This is a genomic window from Pseudomonas sp. GW821-FHT09H03, from assembly GCF_059415945.1.
The window spans coordinates 1-1,258 of sequence record NZ_JBWKOF010000037.1 but is presented as its reverse complement, the minus strand read 5'-3'; the positions used below and the strand labels follow the sequence as shown (position 1 = coordinate 1,258).

The window sequence follows — 1,258 nt, the reverse complement described above, 5'->3', positions numbered from 1 at the left end:
GGGCTGCGCTGCAGCCCTCAAAGCGGCGGTTACGGTGTATCTGATTTTACGAGGGTGTTTATCAAGGGTTGCTGCGCACCCCAGCGGGGGCAAGCCCCCTCGCCACAAAACTCCCTTTGCCACACAAGCCTGTCGCCACACCGGCGTCATGTGCCTGCGAAACACCGCCCTGCCCCTTGGAAAGCTCTATCTCAATACTTCCCGGCTTACACCTGCCTCCCACTCTGGCGACGGAGTTGTGTAACTAGAGGGCTTTTGTGGCGAGTGGGCTTGCCTGTGGCGAGGGGGCTTGCCCCCGTTGGGCTGCGCAGCAGCCCTGAAAGCGGCGGTTAAGGTGTGTCTGATTTTACGAGGGTGTTTATCAAGGGTTGCTGCGCAACCCAACGGGGGCAAGCCCCCTCGCCACAGGCAAGCCCCCTCGCCACAAAAGCTCTCCTCGCTACAAAAGCCTGTCGCCACACGAGCCTCCACTCCACGCGAGCCACTTCGCCACAACACCTGCTTTTGTGTTCAGTCCTTCACTGAAATCAGATTTTTCACTCAGTGTTTGTCGCGCCACTTCAGTCGGTGCGGGACTAGTTTGAAAGGGTAATTGATCACCTCAAAAGGAGGCATGGATGCCTGTTAAACCCAACTCCCACCGCTTGCGTCGGGGGCGGCACTCCGAGAGCGGTCGCGCCTATCTGGTCACAGCAGTTGTTTACAATCGCCAACCTGTCTTTGCCGATTGGCATCTGGGGCGGCTGCTGGTTACGGAATTGCGCCGAGCCCATGATTCGGGGTTAGTGAACTCAATCGCCTGGGTCGTCATGCCCGACCATTTTCATTGGCTTATGCAGCTGCAGGACAGTGATCTGGGGCACGTGATCGGAGCCGCCAAATCACGTTGCACCCGGAAAGTGAACAAAATGAGCGGCCGTCATGGCCCTCTCTGGCAAACCGGTTATCACGACAGGGCCATCCGCGATGGAGAGGATCTGCTTCCATTCGCCCGCTACATAGTCGCCAATCCCTTGAGGGCAGGCCTGGTGCAAAAGATCGGCGACTACCCGCTCTGGGATGCCTGCTGGCTATAGACATCGCAGCCCCCTACTTGGCCAGGGCTTGTGTCACAGGTGCTTGTGTGGCCAGGGACTTTTGTGGCGAGGGGGCTTGCCTGTGGCGAGGGGGCTTGCCCCCGTTGGGCTGCGCAGCAGCCCTGAAAGCGATGGATGCGGTTTATCTGACATTACAGGGTGATTATTGAGGGCTGCTGCGC

At 58.8% G+C, this 1,258-nt stretch carries 1 protein-coding gene; it reads left to right on the top strand.

From position 1 onward, the window contains the following. The first annotated feature begins 617 nt into the window (after positions 1-617). Positions 618-1,076: an REP-associated tyrosine transposase gene (locus AC07OG_RS26305; RefSeq protein ID WP_495068508.1), complete on the top strand. Its 459-nt coding sequence runs from the start codon at positions 618-620 to the stop codon at positions 1,074-1,076. Positions 1,077-1,258: the final 182 nt, after the last annotated feature.

What these genes read in the sequence shown, in the direction of transcription:
- AC07OG_RS26305 (WP_495068508.1), top strand. Translation starts at nt 618, where the DNA reads ATGCCTGTTAAACCCAACTCCCACCGCTTGCGTCGGGGGCGGCACTCC.